This window comes from Streptomyces sp. D2-8 (genome assembly GCF_023184515.1).
Lineage (GTDB): Bacteria > Actinomycetota > Actinomycetes > Streptomycetales > Streptomycetaceae > Streptomyces.
Window position 1 is genome coordinate 169,818 of the sequence record NZ_JAAHBP010000018.1, and the last position, 22,155, is coordinate 191,972.

General features: G+C 69.6%; 17 protein-coding genes and 4 pseudogenes. 7 read left to right on the plus strand and 14 right to left on the minus strand.

The features are described 5' to 3' along the window. Window positions 1-60: 60 nt before the first annotated feature. Window positions 61-1,674, plus strand: coding sequence for an MFS transporter (locus tag G3I77_RS28015; protein WP_248508084.1), 1,614 nt, complete (start codon window positions 61-63; stop codon window positions 1,672-1,674). Between the two features lie 225 nt (window positions 1,675-1,899). Next, the gene (locus tag G3I77_RS28020; protein ID WP_248508085.1) at window positions 1,900-2,499 is read left to right on the plus strand and encodes a lytic transglycosylase domain-containing protein; all 600 of its coding nucleotides are present in this window, start codon (window positions 1,900-1,902) and stop codon (window positions 2,497-2,499) included. A 78-nt stretch (window positions 2,500-2,577) separates the two neighbouring features. On the opposite strand, the gene G3I77_RS28025 is transcribed toward G3I77_RS28020, so the two are convergent. Together G3I77_RS28025 and G3I77_RS28030 are read right to left on the minus strand one after the other, a co-directional pair. Continuing rightward, the gene (locus G3I77_RS28025; RefSeq protein WP_248508086.1) at window positions 2,578-3,366 is read right to left on the minus strand and encodes a family 16 glycosylhydrolase; all 789 of its coding nucleotides are present in this window, start codon (window positions 3,364-3,366) and stop codon (window positions 2,578-2,580) included. 205 nt (window positions 3,367-3,571) lie between these two features. Then, window positions 3,572-3,780: pseudogene (locus G3I77_RS28030) on the minus strand (peptidase S15); the annotation flags it as partial. 153 nt (window positions 3,781-3,933) lie between these two features. On the opposite strand from G3I77_RS28030, the gene G3I77_RS28035 reads away from it, so the two are divergent. Beyond that, window positions 3,934-5,355 (plus strand): DEAD/DEAH box helicase, encoded by a 1,422-nt coding sequence (locus tag G3I77_RS28035; protein WP_374387010.1) that lies wholly within the window; start codon window positions 3,934-3,936, stop codon window positions 5,353-5,355. A 31-nt stretch (window positions 5,356-5,386) separates the two neighbouring features. Here the strand turns inward: G3I77_RS28035 and G3I77_RS28040 are convergent, their stop codons facing one another. The 3 genes from G3I77_RS28040 to G3I77_RS28050 all read right to left on the minus strand — a co-directional run bounded on the left by G3I77_RS28040 (window position 5,387) and on the right by G3I77_RS28050 (window position 6,828). Then, window positions 5,387-5,869 carry a GNAT family N-acetyltransferase gene (locus G3I77_RS28040; protein WP_248508087.1) on the minus strand — a complete coding sequence of 161 codons (483 nt, stop codon included), beginning with the start codon at window positions 5,867-5,869 and terminating at the stop codon, window positions 5,387-5,389. A gap of 58 nt (window positions 5,870-5,927) precedes the next feature. Beyond that, a complete protein-coding gene (locus G3I77_RS28045) occupies window positions 5,928-6,296 on the minus strand; it encodes an amphi-Trp domain-containing protein (RefSeq protein ID WP_248508088.1) in 369 nt (122 codons plus the stop codon). A 238-nt stretch (window positions 6,297-6,534) separates the two neighbouring features. Next, entirely contained in the window at window positions 6,535-6,828 is a 294-nt protein-coding gene (locus G3I77_RS28050) for a hypothetical protein (RefSeq protein WP_374387014.1), read from the minus strand. A gap of 167 nt (window positions 6,829-6,995) precedes the next feature. Between G3I77_RS28050 and G3I77_RS28055 the strand changes: the two genes are divergently transcribed. Continuing rightward, the gene (locus G3I77_RS28055) at window positions 6,996-7,922 is read left to right on the plus strand and encodes a MerR family transcriptional regulator (protein WP_248508089.1); all 927 of its coding nucleotides are present in this window, start codon (window positions 6,996-6,998) and stop codon (window positions 7,920-7,922) included. Between the two features lie 259 nt (window positions 7,923-8,181). Here G3I77_RS28055 and G3I77_RS28060 read toward each other — a convergent pair whose 3' ends face one another. The 5 genes from G3I77_RS28060 to G3I77_RS28080 all read right to left on the minus strand — a co-directional run bounded on the left by G3I77_RS28060 (window position 8,182) and on the right by G3I77_RS28080 (window position 14,885). Further along, a complete protein-coding gene (locus G3I77_RS28060) occupies window positions 8,182-8,709 on the minus strand; it encodes a hypothetical protein (RefSeq protein ID WP_248508090.1) in 528 nt (175 codons plus the stop codon). A 2-nt stretch (window positions 8,710-8,711) separates the two neighbouring features. Further along, window positions 8,712-11,465 carry a DNRLRE domain-containing protein gene (locus G3I77_RS28065; protein WP_248508091.1) on the minus strand — a complete coding sequence of 918 codons (2,754 nt, stop codon included), beginning with the start codon at window positions 11,463-11,465 and terminating at the stop codon, window positions 8,712-8,714. Between the two features lie 755 nt (window positions 11,466-12,220). Next, entirely contained in the window at window positions 12,221-12,922 is a 702-nt protein-coding gene (locus G3I77_RS28070) for an ATP-binding cassette domain-containing protein (protein ID WP_248508092.1), read from the minus strand. A gap of 14 nt (window positions 12,923-12,936) precedes the next feature. Then, entirely contained in the window at window positions 12,937-13,581 is a 645-nt protein-coding gene (locus G3I77_RS28075) for a hypothetical protein (RefSeq protein WP_248508093.1), read from the minus strand. Beyond that, complete coding sequence (locus tag G3I77_RS28080) at window positions 13,578-14,885, minus strand: hypothetical protein (RefSeq protein WP_248508094.1); 1,308 nt, start codon at window positions 14,883-14,885, stop codon at window positions 13,578-13,580. Before G3I77_RS28080 ends, G3I77_RS28075 begins: the two co-directional genes overlap by 4 nt. 263 nt (window positions 14,886-15,148) lie before the next feature. Here G3I77_RS28080 and G3I77_RS28085 point away from each other — a divergent pair, with 263 nt between their 5' ends. Further along, window positions 15,149-15,550, plus strand: a complete 402-nt coding sequence (locus G3I77_RS28085) for a hypothetical protein (protein ID WP_248508095.1) — start codon at window positions 15,149-15,151, stop codon at window positions 15,548-15,550. A 273-nt stretch (window positions 15,551-15,823) separates the two neighbouring features. On the opposite strand, the gene G3I77_RS28090 is transcribed toward G3I77_RS28085, so the two are convergent. Beyond that, the gene (locus tag G3I77_RS28090; RefSeq protein WP_248508140.1) at window positions 15,824-16,321 is read right to left on the minus strand and encodes a peptidylprolyl isomerase; all 498 of its coding nucleotides are present in this window, start codon (window positions 16,319-16,321) and stop codon (window positions 15,824-15,826) included. A gap of 636 nt (window positions 16,322-16,957) precedes the next feature. Further along, window positions 16,958-17,659 (minus strand): annotated as a pseudogene (locus tag G3I77_RS28095) (PHB depolymerase family esterase); the annotation flags it as partial. Between the two features lie 156 nt (window positions 17,660-17,815). On the opposite strand from G3I77_RS28095, the pseudogene G3I77_RS28100 reads away from it, so the two are divergent. Then, window positions 17,816-19,085, plus strand: a pseudogene (locus G3I77_RS28100) (3-hydroxybutyrate oligomer hydrolase family protein); the annotation flags it as partial. A 100-nt stretch (window positions 19,086-19,185) separates the two neighbouring features. On the opposite strand, the gene G3I77_RS28105 reads toward G3I77_RS28100, so the two are convergent. Together G3I77_RS28105 and G3I77_RS28110 are read right to left on the minus strand one after the other, a co-directional pair. Continuing rightward, window positions 19,186-20,553 (minus strand): cytochrome P450, encoded by a 1,368-nt coding sequence (locus tag G3I77_RS28105; protein ID WP_308311425.1) that lies wholly within the window; start codon window positions 20,551-20,553, stop codon window positions 19,186-19,188. Between the two features lie 222 nt (window positions 20,554-20,775). Beyond that, window positions 20,776-21,435 (minus strand): annotated as a pseudogene (locus G3I77_RS28110) (sensor histidine kinase); the annotation flags it as partial. Between the two features lie 111 nt (window positions 21,436-21,546). Between G3I77_RS28110 and G3I77_RS28115 the strand changes: the two are divergent. Further along, on the plus strand, window positions 21,547-22,152 hold the full coding sequence (locus G3I77_RS28115) for a dihydrofolate reductase family protein (protein WP_248508097.1): 606 nt from the start codon (window positions 21,547-21,549) through the stop codon (window positions 22,150-22,152). Window positions 22,153-22,155 lie beyond the last annotated feature (3 nt).

Sequence of the window (22,155 nt, forward strand, 5' to 3'; positions counted from 1 at the left end):
CCGGTTGATCTCCGAGGCGGGCCGAGGAACCGCCGCCGGGAGCGCTGGGACGATGCGCCCATGACATCCAAAACCGGCACGGGGAGTTCGGCAACGGCAGGCCTCGTCCTGTTGACACTCGCGGCCGGGCAGTTCCTGATGGCGCTCGACAGTTCCGTCATGAACGTCTCGATCGCGACGGTGGCTGACGACATCGGCACGACGGTGACCGGCATCCAGGGTGCGATCACGGCCTACACCCTCGTGATGGCGATGTTCATGATCCCCGGCGGCAAGGTCGGCGTGATCATCGGCCGCAAGCGCGCGTTCCTGATCGGCTGCGTCATCTACGGCTGCGGATCCATGACGACGGCGCTCGCCCCGAACCTGCCCGTTCTCCTGATCGGCTGGTCGTTCTTCGAAGGCGTCGGGGCGGCGCTCATCCTGCCCGCGATCGTGGCGCTCGTCGCCGGCAACTTCACCGCGGATCGCCGCCCCGCCGCCTACGGACTCGTCGCGGCCGCAGGAGCCGTGGCGATCGCGGTCGGGCCGATCATCGGGGGTGTCGCAACGACGTACTTCTCCTGGCGCTGGGTCTTCGCCGGCGAAGTCGTGATCGTGCTCGGCATCCTGGTGCTTGCCCGCCGCATCACCGACGCCCCGACCGGCCAACGCCACCCCGTCGATCTCGTCGGCGCGGCGCTCTCCGCCCTCGGGATCGGGATCTTCGTCTACGGCGTACTCCGCTCGGACGAATGGGGCTGGTTCAAGCCGAAGCCCGACGCACCCTCCTGGCTCGGTATTTCCCTGGTCGTGTGGCTGATGCTGGCGGGTCTGCTGCTGATCTGGCTCTTCCTGCGCTGGGAGGCCCGCCTGGTGGAGCAGCGCAAGGAGCCCCTCGTGGACCCGGCGCTCCTACGGAACAGGCAGCTCACCGGCGGCCTGACCATGTTCTTCTTCCAGTACCTCGTGCAGATGGGCGTGTTCTTCGTCGTACCGCTCTACCTCTCGGTCGCACTCGGCCTGTCCGCGCTCACGACCGGGGCACGCATCCTGCCGCTCTCGCTGACACTGCTCGCCGCGGCAATCCTGATCCCGCGTCGTTTTCCGGATGTCTCACCGCGGCGCGTCGTCCGGCTCGGGATCCTTGCGCTGCTCGCGGGTGCGGTGGTCCTGATGGCCGCGCTCGACGCAGACGCCGGTGCGGAAGTCGTCACCATCCCGCTCCTGCTGATCGGGCTCGGTATGGGCGCGCTGGCCTCCCAGCTCGGGTCCGTCACGGTGTCCGCGGTGCCCGACAAGCAGAGCGCGGAGGTCGGCGGCATCCAGAATGCGGTCACCAACCTCGGTGCCTCGATCGGTACGGCACTCGCCGGGTCGATCCTCATCGCCGCGCTGACGGCTTCGTTCCTGACCAGCGTCGAGCAGAACGAGGCGATCCCGGCCGACGTCAAGAGCCAGGCGACCGTCGAGCTCCAAAGCGGGGCGCCCTTCCTGTCGGACGCCCAACTCAAGGACGCCCTCGACGCGGCGGGCACGAGCGAGGAGGTCACCCGGGCCGCGCTCGACGCGAATGAGGAGGCGAGGCTCGACGGCCTGCGCGCCGCACTCGCGATCCTCGCTCTGGCCAGCCTCCTCGCGATGTTCTTCACCCAACGGATCCCGACCACCCAGCCCGGCTCCGCGAAACCGTAGCGGTCCTCAGAGGCGGATGACCGGCAGCGCCCTCCGGGACGCAGTAGCACCGAGGGAGGGCCTGGCGCCGGGACCATGTCGGGCCGGCGCGCGTCGGGCTGGAGGATGCGGATCGGCGGTCCGGTGCGCTGGATTGATGCCGGTCCGCGCGGGCACGCGCACCCCGGGATGGTGGATGTCCTGCCGTTCAGGCGGGGGCAGGCGGCAGGGGAGAGGTGAGTGGGGATGCCCGAGCGGTCTGTGGCGGCGTCGAAGCAACGGTCGCAACCGGTGGACCCCGGTGGTGTTCGGACGCCACCGTTGCGGCCCGGCGGTTACGACCCGGCCGACTACGCCGCGCAGGTGGCGTGCAGCGCCCGGGAGGCCGGAGTGTCGCCCCTGCTCGTGATGACCGTGCTCCACAATGAGGCGTACAAGCCGCACCATCCGCTGCTGGAGCGGCTGTGGCAGTGGTGGAAGCCCGGTGCGTCCTTCGGAGTGGCCAACATGCACCGCGCGACGTTCGAGGAAGTCCGGCGAACGCACGGCCTGTCGGAGCGGTGGCAAGACCTTCGCGACGATCCCGCTTTCGCCGTCCACGCGGCGGCCTTGCACCTCAACGACCTCGACCGCAGCCTTCCCAAACGGCACGTGCGCCGCTACACCCGCGACGAACTCCTCGCCTTGGGCTACAACGCGGGCGAACGCAACATGCGAGCCTTCGCCCGAGGGGTCCCGCCGGGCCCTATGGCACGGTCGTACCTGCGCCGTTTCCGTGCATACCGGAGCCGGGCCGCCGAGGTCCTGGCGGACTGCGGCAGACCGGGCGATGCCAGGGCTGGTTGAGCCGCCGTCGCGGACGCGATGGATCACTCACGAGTGCGGTGTGAGTGGTATCAGGCACTTGACCGGTCCGAAGTTGGTTCATGATGATGCTGCGTCAGTCCCCGAGGCGGCGGTCGGTGGGTGATGGTCGGCCGCCGACGTCGCACCGGGAGGGGCGCCGGTCGTGGTGGGACGCCGTACGACGAGGATGCTTACCTCGTACGACATCTCTGTCGTTTCCGGCTGAGGCGCGGGGTGGTAACGCCCGGCGCATACCGAGAGGTTGACAATGAGGTAGGCGTACCAGCCCCGGCCCACGCCTCGTCCGTCCGCGAAGACCCGCCTGCCGTTCAGCCACCATTCCACCGAGCGGGTGCCGAACACGGTGCGCAGGTCCACCCGTGCGTTCGGTCGGACTGCCTCGTCGTGGTGGTAACGGTTCGTGCCGCGTACGTGGTTGGTAAATTCGAGCAGGTCCGGGTTGTCCGGGTGGTACTCGAAGATGTCGATTTCCTGGTCACCGTCCCGCCAGGTCCAGATCGCAGGCCAAGCGCCGATCTCGCTCGGTAGCCGTACTCGGGCTTCCAGTACGTCCCCGGGGCGGACGGTGAATCCTTCCTGGCTTCCCTCGGTGGTGAGCAGTCCGGTGTTCCAGCGTCCGTCCTGTCGTCGCCTGGCCCGGAAGACGCCCGACCGGCTGTACTCGGCGTCGGTCACCAAGTAATCCAGTTTGTCATCGCGCGGATTGACCGGGCCCCCGCCGGGATAGGCCCACGAGCGGCCCGCGACCCATTGGGTGGTGGAGGTGAAGTCGGCAGTGAAGACAACCGGGGCGGAGAACGGACGACCGGAGCTCGGAAGCGAGCCGACCGGTAAGGGTTCGGTCATGCCGAATTTCTTTCCGGCTGGTGTCCGCCTATGCGCCCGATTTCATCCGCACGGCACTTTTGACCCTTTCAAGTGAACAACGCAGGATGGCTTGTCATGAGCCGGGACAGGGGAGGTGATCTCACTTGTTCATCACGTGTTTGCCGGAGGCGTTGTCGAATGTGTTCCCGCCTCATCCGTCACGGGGAAGCATCGGCCGTCAGTCGTCGAGGTCCCGCCAGGCGCCCTCGCCGCCGACGTGCACGCGCACACGGGTGGAACGCAGGCCGGAGGGTCGCCGCACAGATGCGCGCGGAGCCAGGCGAGGCTCTCGGCGAAGACCTCGGGCCAGCCCTGCTGCAGTGCGGAGGTATGGGTCCAGGAACCGACGAGCAGGGCGGTCTCGCTTCCGGCCCGACGCAGTCGCGCGTACTGAGCGGCATAGCCGTGGGGAGCCCGCGGTGTGCCCCGTGCTAGCTTTGACTGTTTGCAGCGTCGCCGGTTCGGTGCTCCGTTCGGTGTCCCTGGCTGGTGACCGCATCCCCGCCGCGCCTTCCTCGGTACGGTTTCTTCGGAGGAAGGCTTTCAGTGAGCGAATCAACGCGTGGCGATGCCCGGCGGCAGGACGATGTGTCCGAGGTGTCGGGCGCCACGTCGAAGCTGCCCACGGCGGCGTCCTTCGCACAGCTGGGACTGCCGGCCGAGGTGCTGCGGGCCCTCGACGAGCACGGCGTGACGGTGCCCTCTCCCATCCAGGCGGCGGCGCTGCCGAACGCCCTCGCGGGACGGGACGTCCTGGGCCGTGGCCGCACAGGATCCGGCAAGACGCTCGCCTTCGGCCTGGGGATGCTCGTTCGGACGGCAGGGCAGCGCGCGCAGCCGAAGGAGCCGCTGGCGCTCGTTCTGGTGCCCACCAGGGAGCTGGCGCAGCAGGTCGGTGAGGCGCTCACCCCGTACGCCGAGGCGCTGCGGCTGCGGCTCGCGACCGTTGTGGGTGGAGTGTCCATCGGACGGCAGACCGCCGTGCTGCGGGACGGCGCCGAGATCGTCGTCGCCACGCCCGGCCGGCTGCACGACCTCATCGAGCGCAAGGGCTGCCGACTGGGACGGGTGCGCATCGCGGTCCTGGACGAGGCCGACCAGATGTGTGACATGGGGTTCCTGCCGCAGGTCACCGAGATCCTGGACCAGGTGCGTTCGGACGGGCAGAGGATGCTCTTCTCCGCCACCCTCGACCGCGACGTCGACCAGCTGGTGCAGCGCTACCTGCGCGACCCCGCCGTCCACTCCGTGGACCCCTCGTCCAGCGCGGTATCCGCGATCGAGCACCACGTCTTCGTCGTGCACGGCCCGGACCGGTACGCCGTGACCACGGAGATCGCCGCCCGGGACGGCCGCGTCCTGCTGTTCCTGGACACCAAGCACGGCGTCGACCAGCTCACGCGGCATCTGCGGGCCAGCGGCGTGGCCGCCGCCGCCCTGCACAGCGGGAAGCCCCAGCCACAGCGCACCCGGACCCTGGCCCAGTTCAAGAACGGGCAGGTCACCGCGCTGGTGGCGACGAACGTCGCCGCGCGCGGCCTGCACGTCGACGACCTCGACCTCGTGGTCAACGTCGACCCGGCCACCGACCCGAAGGACTATCTGCACCGCGCGGGCCGCACGGCTCGGGCCGGCCGCTCCGGCACCGTCGTGACCCTCGCCCTGTCGGGACAGCGCCGCGAGACGAGCCAGGTCATGGCGGCCGCCGACGTCGCTCCCAAGGTCACCAAAGTGCGATCCGGCGAGGCGGAGCTGAGCCGGATCACCGGCGCCAAGGCCCCCTCCGGAGAGCCTCTCGACGGCGCGTCGGCCGCATCGCGCCCCAAGAACCACAACGCCCCGTTCCGTGGCCTGGGCAGCGTCAAGGACGCGAAGAGCGGCTCCGGTGGCAAGTCGTCCCGCAAGAGCAGCGAAGCCCGCAAGCTCGCGGAGGCCCGCAAGGCGGCCCGGGTGCGTCGCGGCGGCTGAGCCCCGCCTTCCCGGACACGCGGGTCAGCGGTTACGGGATCAAGAACTCCAGCTCGGGCCGGTCCCAGGCCACCGCGGGCGGGTTCGCGCGAGCGGTCCCGGTAGGCAGCGCGCCCACGCTGCGGTAAAAACCCTCGGCCGGGGGATGCGACACCACGCGGACACGGTCCAGCCCTGCCGCGCGCGCCTCGGACTTCATGTGCTCGACGAGCAACCGCCCGACACCGCGGCCCTGCGTCCCGTCCTCGACGAAAAGCAGGTCCAGCTCTGGCGGCTCGAGGACCAGCGAGTAGAAACCGAGCACCCGGCCCGCGGAATCACCGGTGTCGACGGCCGCGAAGACCCGATGCGTTTCGATGTAGTCGGACCCGACGCGGTAGTCCGCGACCATTGCCGCGTAGTGGCCCTCGTAGGCACGCGAGCCGCGCACGAGTCGCGTAAGCCGCTTGGCGTCCCGGGCGACAGCCCGTCGTATGACGGTCTCGCCAGGATAGGGCGTAATACTCGACTTCATTTGGAGCATCTTACGCAACGCCATGTCATGGTGGGTGGCCTGCGGTACCGGATGCGGCTCAGGGCGTCTTCTTCGCGGGCTGCTTGGTGTTCTTGGTCTTGCTGGTGCCTGTAGTGCTGCGTCTTGTCTTGGACGGCGCGCTCTTTCGCGGTGTGGCCTTCTCTGTGTCCGTGGCCTTCCGTGACGGTGGTGTCCGGGTCGGTGCGGTCGGCCACGTGAGCTCGATCTCCAGCTCGATCTCCCCTTCGCCGATCTCGACCTCCATCTCGCTGTGAAGGTCGTCGGGAATACGCAGGCTCAGCGTTCCGGGGCTGAGTTCCAGTTCGGTTTCACCGCCCTTTCTGAGCGCGGCTGCGAGTGCGGTGAGCTGGTCAGCCGCTTCAAGGCGTGACAGCGTGCGGTTTTGCTGGAACTTGAGATCTTTCACGGGTGTCTCCGATCCGGAGGCGGGCCCAGATCACGAAGGCGTTGATCGCGATCATGGCCACGCCGGCCAGCCCCACGCCGACGATCCTGGCTGGGGGTCGGGCTACTACCAATCACGTCCTGTGGGGTGGGCCGCGCACCTCGGTGTGCCTGACCGGCCGCTCTCGATGAGTTGTCCCGAGGTATCAGTGCAGGCCGGGGCTGTGTCGGCACGGTTGGGGGGCGAGGGGCGCAGGGGATCACCCACCCCGTCGTTTCGTATGCCGGTCCCGGCGCCGGCGCACACTCAAGGCGCAGGCGAGCATGCCGAGGCCCCAGGCGATCAGAAGGGCACCCCATAGCGGCATGGTCACCTTGGGGATGAGAAGGCGGATCTCGGTACTCGCGCGGTTCTCGAAGATGAAGACCAGCGCGATCGCGGTGATCAGAACGAACGGTATGAGGCGGCGGACACCGGGGCGGGACAGAAAGGGCGTGTGCCGCTTATGGTCTGGGTGGTCTGTGCTGGTTCGAGGCATGAGATGTCGCTCCATCACGTTGCCCCCTTCATCCAGCGTCCTCTTTCAGTCGGCGACTCGCTACCGAGGGGAGCCGCGGCCCCGAGTACGTCCGGGGCCGGCGGCGGTGCTCTGAAGAACTCACGGGATGTCGCACTGAGGCGCTTGAGTCTCCAGCGGCTGGAGGGTCCAGGATCTCGCCCATGGACGACGAACGCCCCGACGTGCTCACCATCGGCCAGCTCGCGCACCGCACCGGACTTCCGGTGCGTACCCTGCGCTTCTGGTCGGACGAGGGGGCCGTGCCGCCTGTGACCCGCTCCGCCGGCGGCTACCGGCTGTACGACGCCGAGTCCGTGGCCCGCGTCGAACTGGTCCGCACCCTGCGGGAGCTGGGCCTCGGGCTCGACGACGTGTGCCGCGTCCTGAGCGGCCGCACCACGGTCGCCGAGGTCGCCGACGCTCATGTGGCCGCGCTTGACGCGCAGATCCGCTCACTCAAGGTGAGCCGGGCCGTCCTGTACACCGTGGCGAGACGGGGTTCGACCGCTGAGGAGACAGCACTGATGAACCGGTTGGCGCGGCTTTCCGCCGCCGAACGCGAGCAGATCATCGACGAGTTCAAGGAGGAGGTGTTCGGCGGTCTCGACGTCGACCCGCACCTGCGCGACCGCCTACGCACCTTCAGCGTCGAACTGCCCGACGATCCCACACCCGAGCAGGTCGACGCCTGGATCGAACTGGCCGAACTGGTGCGGGACGCCGGCTTTCGCGCCCGGTTGCGCACTTGGATGGAGCTCAACACGCCCGTACCGGGGCAGGGCCGTCCCCCCGGGGCGTCCCTCTGGTGGGCCAGGCAGGTCGTGCGGACCGTCGCGGAGGTCAGAAAGCGCGGGGTCGCTCCCGAGGGACCGGCTGCGGCCGAGGTGCTGTCCGAGCTGCTCGGTGACGCCGATCGGGTTGCCGTGCTGCGCAGCCTCGAGGCCGGCATCGAGGCAGAGGCTGAGCGCTACCGCAGACTCGTCGCCCGTGTGCGCGGGCAGGAGTCGTCGCCCGACGCGACCGAGGAGCTGGAGTGGTTGGCGCGGGCCCTGCGCGCCGCAGATCAGGCCGGACCGGCCGCATTGTGATCGCTCGACACCCACGAGGTGCTGCTGTCCGTCGAGCACGTCCACCGTTCAACAGGCTCCAGCCTGCGGACTCCCCGCCGTATCGGAGGGTGCGTGCGGGGGAGCAGGCCCGAACTGTCGGGCTCGGCACGAGAGGTGAGCCGCGCCCGGATCGGAACACAACCGGCACATGGCTTCCGGCCTGTCCGTGAGATACGGAGGACCGCACCCCGTTTGTTCGGGGTGCGGTCCTCGAGGGGCGCTGCGGGGCAGGTGTCCGCTAGCTCCCGGACGGGGCGCCGGAGGTGCGGGAGCCGGAGCTGCCCGGCTTCGGCGGGGCCCAAGTGGGTTTGGCCGTGGCCTCGGCCGGGTCGGGCTCGGCGAGGGTGAGTCCCCAGGAGTCGTCCTCGTCGATGCGGGCCTCGATCTCCTTGATCTGGCCGCTCTTGGCGAAGTAGAGGACCACGACCTGCCGCACGGAACCCTCGTCGTAGAAGTCCGCCGTCACGTCTGCCTTGGCGGCGGCGCCGAAGGCCTTCACCCAGTTGCGGGCCGTGGCATCGGCGTGCGTGTCGTCGACGGCGAGCGCGGCCAGCCCGTCGGTGTCACCGTCGGCGAGCCGCCACACGGCCTTCTGCACCGTCTCAAGGCTTCCCATGGAGGGGTAGCCGACGACCTTCAGGGGCCGGTGATTGCTGTAGTCCGTCTGATAGGTCAGGGACCCGTCGTCCGAGGTGCAGCCCGTCAGCAGTCCCCCCGCGACGACGGCGGCCAGGGCGAAGCGGGTGGGCCTTGTCTTGCGTGCCATGGTCAGGACCTCGCCTTCGGGCGGAGGATGGTGACCCGCTCGATGTAGTTGGGCTTGCCGCGGTACCGCAGGATGGCAGCCGCGAGGCTGGTCCTGTTGGAGCTGCCGTGCTGGATCAGCTGGAGCCCGTGCCGCTTGCGCTCGACGATGGCCACGTGGTTGTAGCCTCGTTCCCGCTTCCACTTGAACAGCACGAGATCTCCCGGCTTGGCGGAGTGGGCCGTGACGTACTTGGCCCCGCGGTAGCGGATCATGTGCCGGCGGAAGTTCTCGGCGGCGGCCCACGTGTAGCTCTTGTTCTTGATCTTGCCGAAGAGGCAGTACTGCTGCCACCAGGCGCGGTCGTGCTTGCGCCCGCCGTGGCGGGTCTTCATCCTGCCACCGTGGTACAGCGCCTTCGACACGAAGTTGGTGCAGTCCTGGCCGTATTCCCAGCGGGTGTTGACATTCCGGGAGGCCCACTTGACCGTTCCGGAGCCGGACACCTGTGCGGCGGTGCGCTTGACGCGCAGTGCCGACTGCTGTGCGGCCGGAGCGGCTTCCTCGGCCGGCAGGCCGTCCGCGTCGAGCGCGATCGGCTCGTCGGGCACCTCGCTGATGGGACCCAGCGAGTCGTCGGTGGTCTCCAGGCCGTTGGCGGCCGAGGCCGACGCCGAGAGCACGGTTTCCACCGCAGGGGCGTCCGCCTCGACGTGGAGGATCGGGGCGCCACTGTTGGTGCTGAAGGTGAAGCGCTGCTCCCGCTGTCCTTCCTCCGGTTCACCGCCCGAGTCGCCGGGGTCCGCCGGGTTACCGCCCGTCAGTACGGCCGAGTCCTCGAGGACCGATCGCAGGAACACCGTGCCGTTGTCGTCGACACCGACCAGGACGTCGGACAACTTCGTCGTCATCTCGGTGTAGTGCTGACCGCGCCGGGCCAGTACGTCCCTGGCCTCCGCGAGATCCGCGGCCTGGGCGCCGAGCAGGTCCTGGAACGCGGCCCCGCGCGAGCTCCCGGCGAGGGCCGCCGCGGCGGTCGGATGCTTGCCGCCGAGGATGGCGCTACGGGCATCGACGTACTGCTGCACGATCTCCCGGTAGGCGGCCACGCCATCCGGAACGGCCACGGGGGTGAGTGCTTCCGACGCCGTGCCGGGACCGGTGCCGTGCGGGGTACGCGCCGTCACGGTCACCCGATGGGCGGTGCCGTTCTTCAGCCCGTCCACGACGAGGTGCGCGTCGCGGGTGGTGGCCCTGGCGGCCTCGCCGCCGTCGGGCTTCGTGACGACGACGGTGTACTCCGCGCCGTCCGTCGACGAACCGAGGTCCAGCGGCGGGTTCCAGGTCGCCAGGAGCCCGCCGTCACCGGCGGTCACGCGCAGTTCCTGCGGGGCTCCGGGCGCGGTCGGTGCCACGTAGGTGATGACGAGCCGCGGCCGCTTCGCCGGGTCCGTGCTGCGGCTTGAGTGATAGGCGACGGTCGACGCGGTGTCGGTGGCGGGGAGCCGCACCGCGACCCCCTCGCCCGCCTGTTCGTCGATCCAGGACTGCACCAGTGTCGCGAGGTCCTGGGTGTCGGCGAGCGCGGTCTCGGTGAACGGGGCGTCGTCCAGCACGTCCAGCAGGCCGGTTCCGGTGCGCGGGGTGGCCCAGGGTTCGTGCAGCTGGTACATCTCGACCGGCCGCTGCGCGCAGGTGCCGGTGCCGCATTCGGCCGGAGTCAGCACGAGCCGGGCCCGGGTCACCCTGGCGCCTTCCGGCACCTTGCCGAGGTCCGGCTTGAGCCAGGCGGCCCGCTCACCGTCGGTGCCACCGCCCAGCGTCAGCCGGCCATCGGTGACGGCGGGGCAGCCACCGTCCCCACAGGCCTCGGTGCCGACCGGCACCGTGGCGTCATCGAGGGAGGGGCCGGTGAGGGTGACGGACGTGGTGTCGGGTGCCTTCGGGTCGCCTGCGTCGGTAGCGGTGAACTCCTGCTCGTAGGACCAGGCCGAGCAGCCCCGGTCGGTGCAGGCACGGATCGCCCAGAGGTACGTCGTGCCCGCGCGCAGTACGCCATCGGGGACGCGTGCCGCAGCGCGCTGGCCGCTGTCCACCCAGGCCTGAGGGACGCTCACCCCGGGGAACTGCTTTCCGTCGGCGTCGCGCAGGACGAACTCCGCTCGTACGCGGCCCTGTTCGGGGCTGGACACCAGCCCGGACAGCAGGGGGGTGAGGGACTGCGTGGCTCCGGACTCCAGTGCCTGCGGCATGTCCGGCAGACCGCCGGGACGGCGCCCGGTGCCGACCGTGAAGGTGGCCCAGTCGGACCAGGCGAGATTGTAGTGCGTGCCGTCATAGGGGCTGGTGCGGAACCGGTAGGTCGCACCGTCCTTGAGTGTGCCGTCCGGGACGGTCACGGCCGCCGCGCGTCCGGAGTCGACTCGCGGCGAGACGAGGTAGTCTCCCACCCGCTTGCCGGTCGCAGCATCGACGATCTCGAAGGTGCCGGTGACGCGGTCGCCGTCCTTGTCGGAGAACGTGTCCCGCAGCGTCGGCGTCGTGGTGTTGACCTGCCAGGTGGCCGAGGCGTCCTGAGTGAAGGGCGGGCCGGCCTGGCGGTTGTTGCCCGACCGCGGACGGAAGTTGTAGGTGACCGTCAGCTTGGGCGGATTGCTGGTGGCGTTGGCGGAGTTGACCCGCTTCCACTGCCCGACGACGGACTCGTCGGCGGCCCGCAGGCCCATGCTGGACTGCGGCGCCTTGGAGGACGCCCACGTCTGTACGAGTGAGGTCACATCGGCGTTGATCCCAGCCGCCCGGGCCGCACTTCGGATTGCCCTTGGTCTCGGTAGACGTCGCGTGCTGGGTGTGCAGGGTGGGCTGGGACGTCCAGCGGCTCGAGACCGAGGCCTTGTCGGCCGACCAGACCGCCCAGGACTGGGCCTTGCAGTCGGTGTGGCCCGATCGGTGTCGACGGTGACCCAGCTGCCGTTCCGGTCGAACCGTACGGGGCCGGCGGTGAGTTCGGTCGTCAGGGAGCTGTCCTGGTTGACCCAGGTGGTGGATGTCTCGGTGCGCTCGGACAGCGCCTTCACCCGCTTGCCGGAACGTTTCGCCTCGGCGAGGGCGGACGGCACGTCGGGAGCGGAGAGCTTCCCGGCCGGCCCGTCCACGGCGGGTGTCGCCGCGACGGCCGGCCGGGGCGTCGTCAGGACCGCCCCACTCGGCAGAGTCAGGGAGAGGGTGAGCAAGACAGTGGTGCGGGGCAGGCGTCTGAGCACGCGCAAAGTGCCTCGTTCCCCCGGAACGGGCGGTGGTATGTGCATGGTGTGCATTCGACCCTTGGTCAGATGGTCAGAGAGCGATGAAGAAGTCGAAAAGCTAATGCCTGGCTGGTGTGCACACATCGCCGAGCGGGCTTTTTGCCCCATGATGACCATGGATGGGGTGCGGTGGGCTTTGTCACGGAGAGGTGAGGGAACCTCAGGCCCCCTTTGCCGTCCGGCCGTGCTCTCGTCGCCCTCGGGGTCGTCGTCGACGGCTGTCTCCGTCAATGCGCATGGCCTGCACGGGCGCTGCCTGCGACGACTCCGGCGTAGCCGCCCGCCTCTTCCAAATCCTGCGGGGATCCGAGGAAGACCTTGCGGGACGTACAGAGGACGAGCGCGCTGTCGCAGCAGGCGTGCACGTCCTCCATGAGGTGGGTGGCCAGGACCACGGTCGTGGTGGCGCTCAACTGCCGGAGCAGGGCGTGGAAGCGGTCCCGCTCGGCCGGGTCGAGGCCGGTGGTGGGTTCGTCGAGCAGAAGCAGCTGAGGGTTGTTCACCAGGGCTTGGGCGATGCCGACGCGGCGCCGCATTCCGCCGGAGAGGGTGCGGTACTTCGCGTCCAGCCGTGTGGTCAGGCCGACTTGGTCCACGGCGCGTTCCACCGCGTCGAGGGCACCACGGTTCGGCATGTCCTTCAGCCAGGCGGCATAGCTGACGCACTCCCGTACCGTGAAGCCTCGGAACATGCCGAATGTCTGTGGTAGGTAGCCGAGTCGGCGGCGGATCTCCAGGCGTTCGGCGGGACGCCGCGGATCGCGCCCCAGCAGCTTCAGTTCTCCTTCCACCGCTGCCGCGGCCGTGGCCAGGACGCGCAACAGGGAGCTCTTACCGGCTCCGTTGGGGCCGAGCAGGGCGTGGACACCGTGCCCCAGGTCCAGATCGAGGCTGTCCACAGCGGTGGTGCGGCGGTGTCGAACGGTCAATCGGGTGGCGCTGATCACCAGGACCTCAGATCGTTGAAGGAGTGCCGCCGAAGGACGAGAAGGGCACCCAGCACGCCGGACGCGACTCCCCAGACGAACTGGGCGCCGCCGTCCAGCAGGTTCTTGAGCACATTGAGCAGGACGGTCCCGTGGGAGCTGACTTTGCCGTCCTGGCGCATGGAGAGGCGGGCGATGGCGGCGATCACCAGCAGCCATGTGCCGCCTGTCACGACCGCGCCGAGCGTGCAGCCGATGTAGGAACCGAGGATCAGCGTGACGAGCGTCAGCGTCAGGCTGGGCACCAGCCAGGCGGCCGCCCATGGCGACACGCCGACGCCCGTCACCGCGGCGACAAGGAGCAGGGGAAGGCAGATGGCGAGTACGACACCTGTGCGCAGCATCAGCAGACGCAGTCCGCCGGCCGGAGTGCTGCGGATCACGGGTGCGAAAGGATCGGCTCTGCCTCCGTAGCTGGCCGCCACCCAGATGAGAGGCAGCAGCGGTGCGAGCAGCAGCAGGAAAGGGAGGGAGTCCTCCTCGCCGGCTGTCGCGGCGAGCCAGGCGGCCGCCGAGCAGACCCCGGTGACGGCGAGCAGCCAAGGCCAGCGCAGTCCGGGCACGGCTCGCAGCCACGGTGGTGGCTGGGGAAGGGGCATCATCGCGCTCTTTCTCCGTCGGGGTCAGGGATGCGGGGCGGGCGGTTGCCGTGTTCGACGGCTGTCAGATACCGGCCGATCCATTTCGCGCGATCCGGGGCGGCGAGACGGGCCAACCGGTCGGCGGTGGACGGCGCGTGGGCCGGGGAGCCGTGCGAGGACGTTTCCTGCGTGAGCCATCGATACAGTGCGCGGGCCTCGGCCGACGCGGGCTCCTGGGAGGAGAATGCGGTGAGGCAACCGGCGAGGTCTTGCAGACTGATTTCCCATCGAGCCGAGACGCCGACCGTCCACGCGTGGTCGGCCCCGTCGCTGTCCCGGCACGTGCGCGCACTGTCCTCGGTCAGGAGGTAGTGGGTGGGGCCGGCACCCTCCATCCGTCGGGACAGGCGTACGGCGACGTGTTCCAGACGCTGTCGTCGTGGCTCGTACGCGGACGAGACGCAGACAGCGGGATCGTGTCCCCTGCAGCGCAGTTCTCTCGTGTTGAGCACCGATCCTGAGGCATGGACCTGGGGAGTGAGGGCCAGGAGCGGGAGGGCCGCCGTCAACATGACGATCAGGGCACCCGATGCCCTCCACCGGCGGGCGCACAACAGGACGGCGGTCGCCGCCACCGCGGCGAGCAAGGCGGCTTGGCACCAGGGCAGCCAGACGGCCGGACCGGGCGGCGCCCCGAGCTCGGCTCCTCCTGGGACCGGGTCCCCGCGGTAGGTGAACCGGAGATCGGTGAGGGGACCCAACAGCGGCTTGCTCCATGGGGAGACGGACAGCACCACGGCGGCCGCAGCGAGCAGAACGAATACTCCTCGCAGCGGTACGGTCCGGCCCACCAGGTAGGCCACACAGGAGAAGGCTGTGAGCATCACCGCGTCGACCGCCATCATGTCGAGTGGCGCACGGCCCACCGGCTCCTGCGGGTAGGGCGACACCACCATGACGGTCATGGCCAGCACATAGCCGGCCAGCGGCCACACGACTCCTGAGGCCAGACCCATCAACTGGTAGGTCACTCCGCCTCGGGCCGATGTCGTCACGACCCAATCGGCCTCATCGCGTGCCTCCGCCCCGCCCTGCCACCCGGCGAGCAGCACCGCGAAGCCCACTCCGACGGTTCGCGCCGCCAGTCCGCACATTTCACCGATGTAGACCCAGCCGGTGTCTCCCCACATGCCCCGGGCGTACAGCCCGTCCCAGACCACGGCCACGAGCACGCCGGCCATCACGAACGCGACCAGCGGGCCGGCCTGCCGCCGCAGGTTCGCCCAGAGCACGATGACGAACGGCGTCCGCCGCCTCAGGAACATGCCTATAGGAAGGCGTGTGCCGGCTTACGGTTCCTGATGCCCTGGGGCGTGAAGGGGCGGCGGGGAGCGTATGGGGCGCACGGAGGTTGTACCGCGCGCGTGACTGGTGCGCATGTCGTGACGAGGGCTGCCGGTCGCACCCGGCCCGACCGGTACGCGAGGCACCGGCGGTCGCAAGCGTGGCCGGCGCAGCCGACACATCGAAGCCGGGCAAGGGCAGGACTCACTTCTGGCAGCCAGGGCCGTGACCCGCCGGGAGAACCGTGCTTGGCCCGCCGGCGTCGGCAGCCGCCGGCCTCGGCCCTCGCGCGGCCCTGCGCCGTTCCTGGTCGCTGACCTGGACGCGCTCCGGATTCGCCCGCATCCTCGCCCTCGCGCTGCCGCTGGCCGCGCTCACCGCCGGGATGGTTTGGCTGGTGACACAGCTCGCTCTGCCGCTGCGCCCCCTCGTACGCGCTCTTCTCGAACAGGCCACGGGCAACTTCTTCGCCGCGTACTACGCCGGCATCCTCGCGCCCGTCCTCGTCGGCATGCTGGCCACCGCGGCCGTGACCCTCCCCTTCACGTTCTCGGCCTTCGCGGCTCTCCACGGCCACCTGCGGTCGTCCCGTACCCCTCCCGGGTGCGCTGAGGACGCAGTGGACTCCACCGTCCGAGGCACATGAAGAAGGACAGGCCGCGGGCTCGCTCGACCGGCCAACGCAAACGCCTGGTCACACGCCGATGTGCGAACCTGCAGCACACAGCCCGTACGCGCCGTCGCCGCCCGGCCCCTGACCCGCAACGCCCCCCGGGGGGGCGAGAGCTGGTCGGAGAAGCTCAAGCCCTACCACTGCGCTCGCAGTGGGGACCCCGGGCCCTGGCACGGAGCCTGGACGGCGACGCGCTGTGTTCCGCTCACCTCACCCTGACTACCCGCCCACACAGGCGGCTTGGGGTCAGAGAGTGCCGCAGTCGGCGATGGTGATGGTGGCGGAGGTACGGCCGGACCGCGAGCCGTAGCCCTCGATCTTCCGCACGAGCTCCATGCTGCTCTCGTCGGCGACCTCACCGAACACGACGTGCTTGCCGTCAAGCCACGACGTCACGATCGTGGTGATGAAGAACTGCGAGCCATTGGTGTTCGGGCCGGCGTTGGCCATGGAGAGCTGGCCGGGCTTGGTGTGCTTGAGTGTGAAGTTCTCGTCGGCGAACTTCTCGCCGTAGATGCTCTTGCCGCCGGTGCCGTCGCCGCGGGTGAAGTCACCGCCCTGGAGCATGAACTCCGGGATGACGCGGTGGAAGGACGAGCCCTTGTAGCCGAAGCCCTTCTCGCCGGTCGCCAGGGCGCGGAAATTCTCCACGGTCTTGGGGGCGACGTCGTCGAACAGGTTCATGTTGATCCGGCCGGCGGGAACGTCGTCGATCGTGATGTCGAAGAATACCTTGATAGTCATGCCCCCATCTTGACATCTTGCGCCCTCCGGACCGGCCCCGGCACCGTTGTGCGAGCAGTCGGCGTTGACGGTGTTCGAGCCGGAGCTGCCGTCTGCCGGGGCGGGCACCGTCCACGACCGTGCGGTGGCGCGGCCACGTGGATCGCCAAGGGCTCGTCGGGGCGGGGGTGGACTGGCCGGTGTCCGCGTTCTCGGCAAGGGATTCGTGTGGCACATGGGAGTGAACCCGGCCGCCGTAGCCTGCGTGCCGCCGCGATGGACGGCGTACGCGGCCGCGCCTTCGACGGCCTTCCAGCTCAGCTCAGGGAGACAGTGGTGTCCGTGGTCCCGGTGACCGTCAGCCGGGTGGGCGCTGCGGGGCGCCGGTGTCCTCGTTGCCGCGAGCCCCCGGAAGCGGGCGGTGTGGTAGCCGGAGCAGATGGTGTCGAGGTAGTAGGTGCCTGCGCTGCCGCACTGTTCGGCGCCGCTGCCCGGGTCGACCGCCAGCCCGTGCCCCATGCCGGAGACGGTGTAGACCTCGACGGCGGAGCGGCCGGAGGCGTCGTCGTACGCGCTCAGCGCGGTGCCCCCGCCGAGGTTCTCCGTACGGGAGGGCGTCTGGCCGATGCCCCACACGTTCGTCCACTGGTCGCGCAGCTCCGTGGCGTTGGCGGGCCTCACGGTGGTGTCGGCGGTGCCCTGCCAGATCGCCACACGCGGCCAGGAGCTCGTGCCGGCCGGAGCGGTGGAACGCACCAACTCCCCCCACTGGGCAGGGCTCTTGTCCGGCGGGATGTACATACAGGTGTAGGCCGTGGCCACGCTGCTCGCGCAGCGGGCGGGCAAGCCGGAGTCGACGGCCCCGCCCGCGGACAGGCCGGTGATGTAGACGCGCCGCGTGTCGCCGCCGTACAGCGCGACGGCCTTGTCCACCATCTGCTTGATCGACAGTGCCTCGCCCTGACCGCGTCCGTTGTCGCCCGGCTGGAACCAGTTGAAGCAGGAGCTGGCGTTGTTGGCGCTGCTCGTCTGGGGGAGGACCAGGGTGAAACGGTAGGCGTCGGCGAACTTGGGCCAGCCGGAGTGCGTGTAGTAGTCGTTCGCGCTCTGTGTGCAGCCGTGCAGGGCGACGACCATCGGGGCGCCGGCGGGCAGTGCGTCGGGGGCGTAGGTGTACATCGACAGGTTGCCGGGGTTGGTGCCGAACCCGGTGACTTGGGTCAGGCCCGCGGCGGATGTCTGGGGGCTGATGGTGAGCAGACCGCCGGTCAGCGTCAGAGCCGCGGCGGCGGTGACCCATCGGCGAATGCCTCTGCCGAGGGTCTGGGAGAAGCGGAACGCGGGATGCGACTGTCCCATCACGACTGCCTCCTGATGTGGGGGGGCTTGCCTGCACCGGGGGAGCGGTGACCAGCGTGGCGTGCATCATCGGGGTTCGCGTGCCGGCGTCGGCATGGGTGGGACAGCCACGAGTGGCGAGAACCTGTGTGACGGCGGGACATTTCCCGTCTCACGCAGGCGCGCGTACCAGGGGCAGAGCATCAGCGGGTCGCCTGCCTGGACGAGTTGACCACGGCCGGCACGGCCACATCGGGCCACACCGACCCGGCCGACTGGGCAGGTCTGACGCCCAAGGACCTGGCCGTTTCCAGCGGGGTCCCCGGCATCCAGATCGACGGCTACTTCCCGGACACGTCCACCACCAACACCAACAACGGATGGCACCACGACGCCCAGTTCGTCATCCGCCTGCCCGACCGGTGGAACGGCGGTCTGGTGGTCGCCGGCACCCCCGGAAACCGGGAGCAGTACGCCAACGACCGGGCCATCGCCGACTGGTGCTGTCCCGCGGCTCTGCCTACGCCGCCACCGACAAGGGCAACACCGGCCTGGCCTTCTACCGGGACGGCGAGAAGCCGGGCGACGCCATCGCCGAATGGAACGACCGGCTCACCCAGCTGACCCGAGCCGCCCGCGCCACGGTCGCCCGGCACTATCGCCGTCCACCGTCACGCACACTGGTGACCGGCATGTCCAACGGCGGATACCTCGTGCGCTGGCAGTTGGAGAACCATCCCGGCCTCTACGACGGGGGAGTGGACTGGGAGGGCACCATGTGGCGCTCCGACGGACCCACCTTGCTGAACTCCCTGCCCGAGGCGCTGCGCCACTACCCGGCGTACGCCGCAGGGGGCGAGGAAGCCGGCGCGGCGCGCAGAGCTCTGCACGCCGCCGGCTTCCCGGCCGGTTCCGAATTCCTTTGGCCCTACCACCACAAGGTCTACTGGGACTTGACCCAGCGCATCTACCGCGAGGAACTGGACCCCGGTTTCGACGGCCCGACCGAGGCGGGCGCGCCCTTCTGCGCGCCGGGCACGGCGGCCTGTGACGCCGACTACGACTATGCCGCACGGCCCCGCGAGGTCCGCAGAGCCGTGGAGAAGATCGCTCTGACCGGCCGGATCGGCAAACCGCTGATCACCCTGCACGGCACCATGGACGTCCTGCTGCCGATCACCCAGGACTCCGACGTCTACGCCCTCATGGTGCGCCAGGCCGGCCGCGGCCAACTGCATCGCTACTACCGCATCGAGGGCGGCACCCACACAGACGCGCTCGCCGACACCTACCCGGAGCGCGCCTGCACCCTCTCACGCCGTGCCACCGCACGGCCTTCACGGCCCTGGAGAACTGGCTCATGCCGGGACACCACCCGCCCGCCTCCCACACCGTCCCCATGCCCGTACAAGCAGACGCCGCCACACTCCTGAACAGCTGTCCCCTCAAGACCGAGAGAACGCCCCGCATCCGTCCATCACGCCCTGAACGGCCCTTCACGGCCCACTGTGTAGAGCCCGGAAGCCCTCCTGGAGCGGCAGCGGTTCCTAGCGGCAGGCCCCGGCTCCGGGACGGTTCCGGGGGCGGACGGTCATCCGCAGGGTGCGCGGCCGTACGGTGAGCCGGGCGACCTGGCGGATGACCTGGCCCTCGGCGAGTTCCAGCCGCACCGAACGCAGCATCGTCGCGATCGCCGTGACCATCTCGGTGAGGGCGAGACGGTCCCCCATGCACTTGTGCTTACCGTCCCCGAAGGGCAGGAAGCCGCCCGGCGGAGGCTCCTGCGCGGGGTCGGTCCACCGGTCCGGGTCGAAGGTGAGCGGGTCGGGGAAGCGCTCCGGGTCGCGGTGCAGGGCGTGCTGGCAGTAGGCCAGTTCAGTGCCGGCGGGCAGCGTCCACTCGCCGAGCCGGGTCTCCTGGGTGGTGCGGCGGGTGACCAGCCAGCCGGGGTGGTGCAGTCGCAGGGTCTCGGTGATCACCCGGTTCAGGTACGGGAGCCGGGTCACGTGGTCGAGGGTGACCGGCCGTTCGCCGAGGACCTCGTCCAGCTCGGCCAGGACCCGGGCCTCGATGCCGGGGTGACGGGCGAGTTCGTACAGGGTCCAGGACAGCACCGACGCGGTGGTCTCGGTGCCCGCCACGGCCAGGGTGAGGATCTCGGAGCAGATCTGATGCCCGGTCAGCGGCTCGCCGGTCTCCTCGTCGACGGCGCGCAGCAGCATGGAGAGCATGTCCCCGGTGTCGTGCCCGGAGGCCTGCAGTTCGGCGACGGCGGCGTTGATGGTGGCGCGTACGCCGGCCTGGGCCCGGTCGAAGCGGCGGTTGAAGGGCAGCGGCAGGCGCTCGGCCCAGTCGGGCAGCATGATGCGCACACCGACGTCGTTCAACACCACCGACAGGTCGCTGCGCAGTCGGCGGAAGACGGCGTCGTCGAGGCTGCCGGCGAACACCGTCTTGGCCAGCATGTCGAGGCTGAGCCCGACCATCGCCTCGCGTACGTCGAGGGTCCGCCCGGGCTCCCAGCCGGCGACCGTGGCCGTCACCTCGGCGCGCATGATGTCGACGTACCGGCTGATCTCGGTGTGGGCGAACGCCGGTTGCAGCTGGCGGCGTTTGCGTACGTGGTTCCGGCCGATGGCGGTGACGACACTGTCGCCCAGCAGCTGGCCCAGCTTGTCGTAGAGCCGGCCCTTGTCGAGGGTGGGCCCCAGGGCCTTGAGCATCTGGTGGATCAGGGCCGGGTCCTGGACCACGATGGTGCGCGTCCCTGGTTGCAGGACGATCTCGACGAGTGGTTCTCGTGTCTCGCGCAGCGAGTCGATGAAGCCGAGGTTGTCGCGCATTTTCAGAGCGTGGCCGATGAACGGAAACGATCCTGCGGCTCGGGGTATCGGGGGAGGCGCAGTGGGCGTCACGGGTCATCCCTTCACGGCAGTCATGGGCGCCCCTATGACTTCCCTGGACTTTCCCCAGCGCAATCCTGCCAAAAAGGTGTCCTGCGCCACGTGGGAGGAAGCCGCCGCGGCCCGGGGCACCGCACGCCAAGCCAGCGACGAGCAGGACCTGGTCCTCCTCCTGGACGCCATCGGCGTGGTCGGCGGCGACGACACCCTCACCGTTCCCCTTCCCCTCCTTTTCAGCGCCTCCTGGGTGATCCGGTAGGCGGACAGCTCCCACGCGGCAGGCAGCGACACCCGCTCCCCGGCGACCCTCAGCTCAGCTTCGCCGCCCACCGCCCGGTGCTGCTCGACCAGTTCGGCGAGATGGTCGAGGGTCGGCTGCGGGGCGGTGAGGGCCGTGTTCTCCTGGCCCTGGGGGGTGCGCAGGACACCGAGGAGGCGGCGCAGTTCGGCCATCGAGGAGCGGGCGGTGCCGGCGATCTGCTGGAAGCCATCGCGGGCCTCGGGGGTGAGTCCGGGGGTGGTGTACGTGGCGCTCTCGGCCTGCACGGCGATCATGGACACCGAATGCGAGACGATGTCGTGCAGCTCACGGGCGATGGCGGCCCGCTCGGCCGCGGCAGCCTGCTGCCGCTCCATGGCGATCAACTGGGCCTGAGCCAGGTCCCGTTCCTTGCGGGTCTCCTCCCGGGAACGTACCGCGTCGCCCATCATCACGGCCCCGAAGATGACCACGGTCAGCAGGAACGACTCGGCGAACAGACTGAGCGAGCCCTTCTCCCAGAGCGCGGGCACCGGCAGGTCCATCCGTGACCAGGTGTTGATGTGCACCAGGTTCACGCACAAGGCCCCGAGTGCCGCGCCCGCGACGGTCACCGCGGGGTGCAGCACCCGGTTAACCGCGACGTCGACCATCGGCAGCCAGCTACTGCAGCCCGGGGTCGCGGAAGTTCCGCCGATGAGTTTCCGGCGGTTGTGCGGTCTACCCGTCGACGAAGGGAGCGCATCATGCGCGAGATCATCGTTTGCACGTTCCTGACGCTGGACGGCGTCATGCAGGCGCCGGGCGGTCCGGACGAGGACGCTGAGAGCGGGTTCGTGCACGGCGGCTGGCAGAAGCCGGTGTCCGATGACGAGGTCGGCGCGTCCATCGCTGATTGGTACGAACGCTCAGACGCGATGCTGCTCGGCCGTAAGACGTACGAGATCTTTGCGTCGTACTGGCCGACCGCCGATCCCGACAACCCGTTCACCCATCGGATGAACAGCATGCACAAGTACGTGGCGTCTCGGACCCTGACATCGGTGGAGTGGCAGAACTCCACGCTGCTGGAGGGCGACATCGTCGATGCCGTACGCAAGCTGAAGGCGTCGGACGGCGGCGACATCAATGTCGTCGGCAGCGGCGGCCTCGCCCAGACCCTCATGCGGCACGGGCTCGTCGACGAGTACCGGATGACCATCCATCCGGTGATCATCGGTAGCGGCAAGCGGCTGTTCGCCGACGGAGCGATCCCTGCTGCGCTGGAGCCGGTCACCGTCTCGACGGCGAAGGGCGGCACCATCGTCGGTGTCTACCGGCCGAACGGTAAGCCCAGCTACGACAGCTACTAAGCG

Excerpts from the sequence above, each read along its gene's own strand:
- G3I77_RS28050 (WP_374387014.1), bottom strand. The coding sequence starts at position 6,828 with ATGGAGCGACATCTCATGCCTCGAACCAGCACAGACCACCCAGACCAT.
- G3I77_RS28090 (WP_248508140.1), bottom strand. The coding sequence starts at position 16,321 with ATGACTATCAAGGTATTCTTCGACATCACGATCGACGACGTTCCCGCC.
- G3I77_RS28020 (WP_248508085.1), top strand. The coding sequence starts at position 1,900 with ATGCCCGAGCGGTCTGTGGCGGCGTCGAAGCAACGGTCGCAACCGGTG.
- G3I77_RS28025 (WP_248508086.1), bottom strand. The coding sequence starts at position 3,366 with ATGACCGAACCCTTACCGGTCGGCTCGCTTCCGAGCTCCGGTCGTCCG.
- G3I77_RS28055 (WP_248508089.1), top strand. The coding sequence starts at position 6,996 with ATGGACGACGAACGCCCCGACGTGCTCACCATCGGCCAGCTCGCGCAC.
- G3I77_RS28015 (WP_248508084.1), top strand. The coding sequence starts at position 61 with ATGACATCCAAAACCGGCACGGGGAGTTCGGCAACGGCAGGCCTCGTC.
- G3I77_RS28075 (WP_248508093.1), bottom strand. The coding sequence starts at position 13,581 with ATGATGCCCCTTCCCCAGCCACCACCGTGGCTGCGAGCCGTGCCCGGA.
- G3I77_RS28060 (WP_248508090.1), bottom strand. The coding sequence starts at position 8,709 with ATGGCACGCAAGACAAGGCCCACCCGCTTCGCCCTGGCCGCCGTCGTC.
- G3I77_RS28080 (WP_248508094.1), bottom strand. The coding sequence starts at position 14,885 with ATGTTCCTGAGGCGGCGGACGCCGTTCGTCATCGTGCTCTGGGCGAAC.
- G3I77_RS28040 (WP_248508087.1), bottom strand. The coding sequence starts at position 5,869 with ATGAAGTCGAGTATTACGCCCTATCCTGGCGAGACCGTCATACGACGG.
- G3I77_RS28115 (WP_248508097.1), top strand. The coding sequence starts at position 21,547 with ATGCGCGAGATCATCGTTTGCACGTTCCTGACGCTGGACGGCGTCATG.